The 4,792-nt window shown below is 32.6% G+C and carries 5 protein-coding genes; 4 read left to right on the plus strand and 1 reads right to left on the minus strand.

Annotated features, from left to right (window positions below; genetic code table 11):
- Positions 1-125 precede the first annotated feature (125 nt).
- The 4 genes from CUN59_RS20775 (at position 126) to CUN59_RS20790 (ending at position 3,259) form a co-directional block, all read left to right on the plus strand.
- Entirely contained in the window at positions 126-470 is a 345-nt protein-coding gene (locus tag CUN59_RS20775) for a hypothetical protein (protein WP_104389588.1), read from the plus strand.
- Positions 471-764: 294 nt separating this feature from the next.
- Positions 765-1,967, plus strand: coding sequence for a Rep family protein (locus CUN59_RS20780; RefSeq protein WP_165790245.1), 1,203 nt, complete (start codon positions 765-767; stop codon positions 1,965-1,967).
- Positions 1,939-2,205 carry a hypothetical protein gene (locus CUN59_RS20785; RefSeq protein ID WP_104389590.1) on the plus strand — a complete coding sequence of 89 codons (267 nt, stop codon included), beginning with the start codon at positions 1,939-1,941 and terminating at the stop codon, positions 2,203-2,205. Before CUN59_RS20780 ends, CUN59_RS20785 begins: the two co-directional genes overlap by 29 nt.
- Complete coding sequence (locus tag CUN59_RS20790; RefSeq protein ID WP_104389591.1) at positions 2,171-3,259, plus strand: FtsK/SpoIIIE domain-containing protein; 1,089 nt, start codon at positions 2,171-2,173, stop codon at positions 3,257-3,259. Before CUN59_RS20785 ends, CUN59_RS20790 begins: the two co-directional genes overlap by 35 nt.
- 40 nt (positions 3,260-3,299) lie before the next feature.
- Here the strand turns inward: CUN59_RS20790 and CUN59_RS20795 are convergent, their stop codons facing one another.
- On the minus strand, positions 3,300-3,887 hold the full coding sequence (locus CUN59_RS20795; RefSeq protein WP_104389592.1) for an LPXTG cell wall anchor domain-containing protein: 588 nt from the start codon (positions 3,885-3,887) through the stop codon (positions 3,300-3,302).
- Between the last annotated feature and the right edge of the window lie 905 nt (positions 3,888-4,792).

Genomic DNA, 4,792 nt, shown 5'->3' on the forward strand with positions numbered 1-4,792 from the left:
GAATAACCACGATTGTTATTTCAATTTTTCTTTAATTTAAGGGGAGGGAACTGCCCACGACAGTGGCAGTTCGGGATTCTATGTATATGAACTAAATCATTGATATATGAAAGGAATGACGTTATATGAATCTATATCATTTAACTGGATTTGATGCTGATAAAGCATTAGAGGAATGGGAATTGGTATTTAAACAATTGAAAGATTATGTGGAAGATAAAGAAGCATACAAGTGTACGATTATTGTCGCGAATGACGCACACGAATACGAAGAAAGAAAAAATAGCAAAGGTGAATGGTTTACGCCATCATCGAATAAAGGGCAGGAGTTTACAGTGTTCGTAAAACAAAAGCCGTTAGTTGATGAGTTTAGTAAATGCATAATTGAAGATGTTCAAAATGCTTATGTGGCAGGCGATAGAAATAGAGGTAGAGCCATCTTTGAAGCTGACCGTTTGGTAGAAAGCTAGTGCTGATTGCATCAATAGTTCAAAAGCGAAATATTCTCGTCAGAGCCCAGATTTCGCTTTTGAACTTCAATGCAATCGCAAGTATTTAATTTTTTACTAATGAGTGAGCTTCAAAGATTGTGAACAAATAAACGCGCGAATGCGCGTAATTAATTGAGATTTAAAATTTTGTACATAGTTCTAAAGCCTATCATTTTGGGACTAGAGGGCTTGTTTTAGTCCCAAAAAACTAAAAAATTTTGTACAAAATAAATTGATAAACACCATGAAATTAGGAAAGGTGGTGTATAAAATTTGGCAGATAAGAAAAGAAGTACAAATTTTATGTACGTTCAGCAATTAACTTACCTTAATTTAGATATTGATCAACTTAAAGTTAGGTGTGAAAGTGATGATGATATTAAAGATTTTGCCATTATAGTTCATGATAAAGATTTAGCTGAAGATAAGACAACATTTGTTGAACCTCATTTGCATTTATTTATTAGTTTTAAACAACATAAATCTTTGAAATATGTATCTGAACTTGTATCTGATAAAGAAAATCGAATTGATTTTTTTAATAGGGAAACAGTACCAAATAAGAACGAAAGAAACGGCTTCTTATATTTACTTCATAGGACGCAAAGTGCGTCGCATAAACATCAGTACAGCATAGATGAGTTGATAGTTTCTGATAAATCTAATATCAAAGAAAAAATTCAGCAGTGGGAAGATAACTATTTTAAATTTGTGAAGAGGAATGAAAGTAGTAATCGGAGAGCCATTGTTAAGAAATATTTAGAACAGTATTCCGAATTTTTAATTGATTTTGACGAGTTGGAACTAAAACTCAACGCTTATGAAATAGCTAAAAACATGGACGTTATAAAAAAAATTGATACGCTACGTCTGAAAAAGCTACATCAACAGTATGTAGAAGATGAACGTTACAAAAATAAAAAAGTGATTTGGATATATGGTAGTTCAGGGCTGGGAAAAACACGTTTATCAAAAGAAATTGCTCAAAATTTTATTGATAACAATTCAAGCAAACGCAATCAATCTATTTACGTGACGCAATCAAATAGAGACCCATTCCAAGACTACACGTCAGAGAACGTCATCATCTTAGAAGAATTTCGCTCAACGACAGGAATTGCTGAAAATGAATTATTTCAAATCCTAGATAAAACAAATGCTAGCTTTAGCGCAAGTAGTCGTTACAACGATAAAAAACTCATGGCAGATTTAGTCATTATCAATTCGATTTATGCGCCTACGGAAGTTTTAAACTCTGAAATAATTGATGTGAATCAAATTATTAGGCGAATTGACGCGATTTTACATTTAGACAAAATGAATATCGCTAAGCAGAAATATCAAGACAGGCAATTTTATGATTTTGAAGTAAGTAAAAATCACATTTATCAGCCACCGAAAAAAGATGATGAAATTGCTTTAAAAAATATAATGAAGGGTGATTTTAATGTTTCCAGAAAAAGCAGTGAGAAGTGAACAATTTAATTATTTGTTGCACATTTTGCAAAAAAACGATGATGATTTTAAAAAAACAATCATTGAATTGAACAAATATCATCATTATCAATTAAAAAACGTAGATGACTATATTGATAAAGTCTATGAAGTAAAGCAATTTATAAGTAATCGTTGCTTATATGATGCACAACAACATTTTAAAAAGGAGTTGAAGCTTATTGATGAAACTTATCGCAACAAAAGAAACGAGAATTAGTGAAGATTTGAAGCAAGTTTTTAAATCTCAAAATTTAGGATTTGATGATATTCAAGTCGATTTTGATGCTGAAAAAATCTACATTTATGAGCTACCCAATGGCGTATTAAAAGAAAACACACGTAACATCGATGAAAAATATTTAAAAGATGCGAGAAACATCGTGCGTCGACATCTCCCAAGTAAATACCGTCTTACACCACAGACAGAGTTGGTTGTTGAGAATGTAGATGACTTAAAGCGATTAGTAATTAAATTTGAGTCAGCAGAATCAAAACAAATTGATGATACACACAATAGAAATGATGATTATTTAATCCCTTTGATGAAAGGTGTTAACTGGGACATCTCTAAAGAACCACATGCTTTGATAACTGGCGTAACTGGCTCGGGCAAGTCGATGTTCATCAATTATCTATTTAAGTGTTTTAAACAAAAAGATGCGCATATTTACACCATTGATCCTAAATTCGCTGACCTTTACGTCATTAGTCAAAAACATCTACATCCATCACAATATGCCACAGAAAAAGAAGATGTAATAGCCTTATTAGAGCATCTGAATGAAATATTAGACTTTCGTCAAAAGCTTTTATCGTCTAAATACGATGAATTAGGCATGGACGCTTACAAAGCAAAAATGACACCAATTGTCCTATTTTATGACGAACTAGCAGCCTTTGTGATGAATTTAACAAAGAAAGAAGAAAAAACGAAATATGATAGCCTGATTAAAAACTTAATTTTAAAAGGTCGCAGTGCAGGGATTAATGTTGTGTTATCAATGCAGAAGCCACTTGCGACAACAATAAGCACAGATATAAGAGACCAACTTAGCTTTAGAATGGTTTTAGGTAAAAATACAACTAAGGATACGAGACGCCTAGTATTTGGCGAGTCAGATAATCAGATCGTTATGACTGATAATATACCTGTTGCAGATGATTGGGAAACATCAAAAATTTCTAAATATGGGGGCTGGTATGTACTACCGACAATGAGTGAGCCGTTTGCTATTTTTGAAACACCAGAATTAAGGAATTTGAAGATATAAAAAGAGTACAAAGCAAAGCTTTGTACTCGGTTAATAATTATTATTTTTTTGATTTAGAAGTACGTCTAAATACTAATAATGAACCAGCAGCTAAAATAACTGATGCAATCATTGTTACTAGAGTAGTATTTGATGATTCTTCACCAGTTTCTGGTAATGCTTGAGCGTTGTTTTCAGCTTTAGCATTGTCAGTAGCTTGATTGTTGTCAGTAGCTTGATTGTTATCAGTAGCTTGTGATTGAGATTGCTCGTTGTTTTGAGCTTGAGCGTTTGAATTGTTATCAGAATTTTGTTGTTGACCATTTAAAAATGCTTTACCTTCTTCAGGTACGATGATTTCTGTACTTTCAACTTGTTCACCATATTTTAAATTATCTTCAACATATTGTTGGTAGCTATTTTGATAAGTACTAACTGCACCAGGTCCACCACCTTCTCCGCCTTGGTTAGGATGTTCAGCTTTTGCTTGAACCATTTCGTCGTGACGTTTTTGCCAATCTTGAGGAGTTTCAAGAGTTACTTTCATTGTGTCATCAGCATGAGCTTCGTTTGAATGAGTAGCGCCTACTCCTGTAAATAATAATGCGCCTGCTAGTGTAGTTGCACCTAAAATTTTAGTTGTTTTCATAAAAACACTCCTTAGTATGTATTAATCGTACAACTGAATTTTAACATAGTGAAATTATTAAAAAAATAATAGATAGTGTAATTATTTTTTACAAATTTAAACCTAGTAACTAGGGTATGTAGTTGGTTAACTAGGGTATGTAGTTGGTTAACTAGGGTATGTAGTAGAAAAAAATTATTAAAAAAATAATGAAATCGTTTGAAATTTTTAAGAAAGAAGAATAAGATGATGAATATAGTGCATATGCATTTTTTTGCATAACGATGAATAAAGAACATTTGTTCTTTTAAAAATGTATAAAAAAAGAGTGTTTTTTAAAATGATTTTGTCGGTCGCCAAACTAACAAAAAATTATTTTAAAAACACCCAATTATGTTATGAAGAACCTTTTAAAAATCAAATAGTCGATTTTTAAAAACGCCTATTTAATAGGAAAAAGTCCCGTTTTTATTGATAGTTATAATCTATCATGATTTGACATATTTATCAATCAAAAAAGAATACGGGTCTGATGAGTCGATGCGTGACACAGCATTGAGGAATAGGCACAAGATGAAGTTAACTCAAGCTTCGAGCAGGTTATTGAAAGTTGAGTCCTAGCGATTAAGTATGGCAGAGCTTAATTGTTTGGTCAATTGGCGACTACGGCCAAGCCAGCAACGGTAGGCGGAGGGTATCTGTTCGCTTTAAGCGAGGGATACGTTTTATCTTGATTTGTAATCAATCGAAATCAGACGGTGAAGTCATATGACGTCTATAAACAACGACTATAAAAGTAAGATTGATTGAGCAGTGTTTATCGACATTGACTGCTAGAAAAAAACTCAACCAGCGCAGAACATTGGTCACGCTTTGTTAATGACAAATCAAGTTTCTAGGACAGATTTAGAGTAAAAAAACGTATG

The organism is Cuspidothrix issatschenkoi CHARLIE-1 (assembly GCF_002934005.1).
Lineage (GTDB): Bacteria > Cyanobacteriota > Cyanobacteriia > Cyanobacteriales > Nostocaceae > Cuspidothrix > Cuspidothrix issatschenkoi.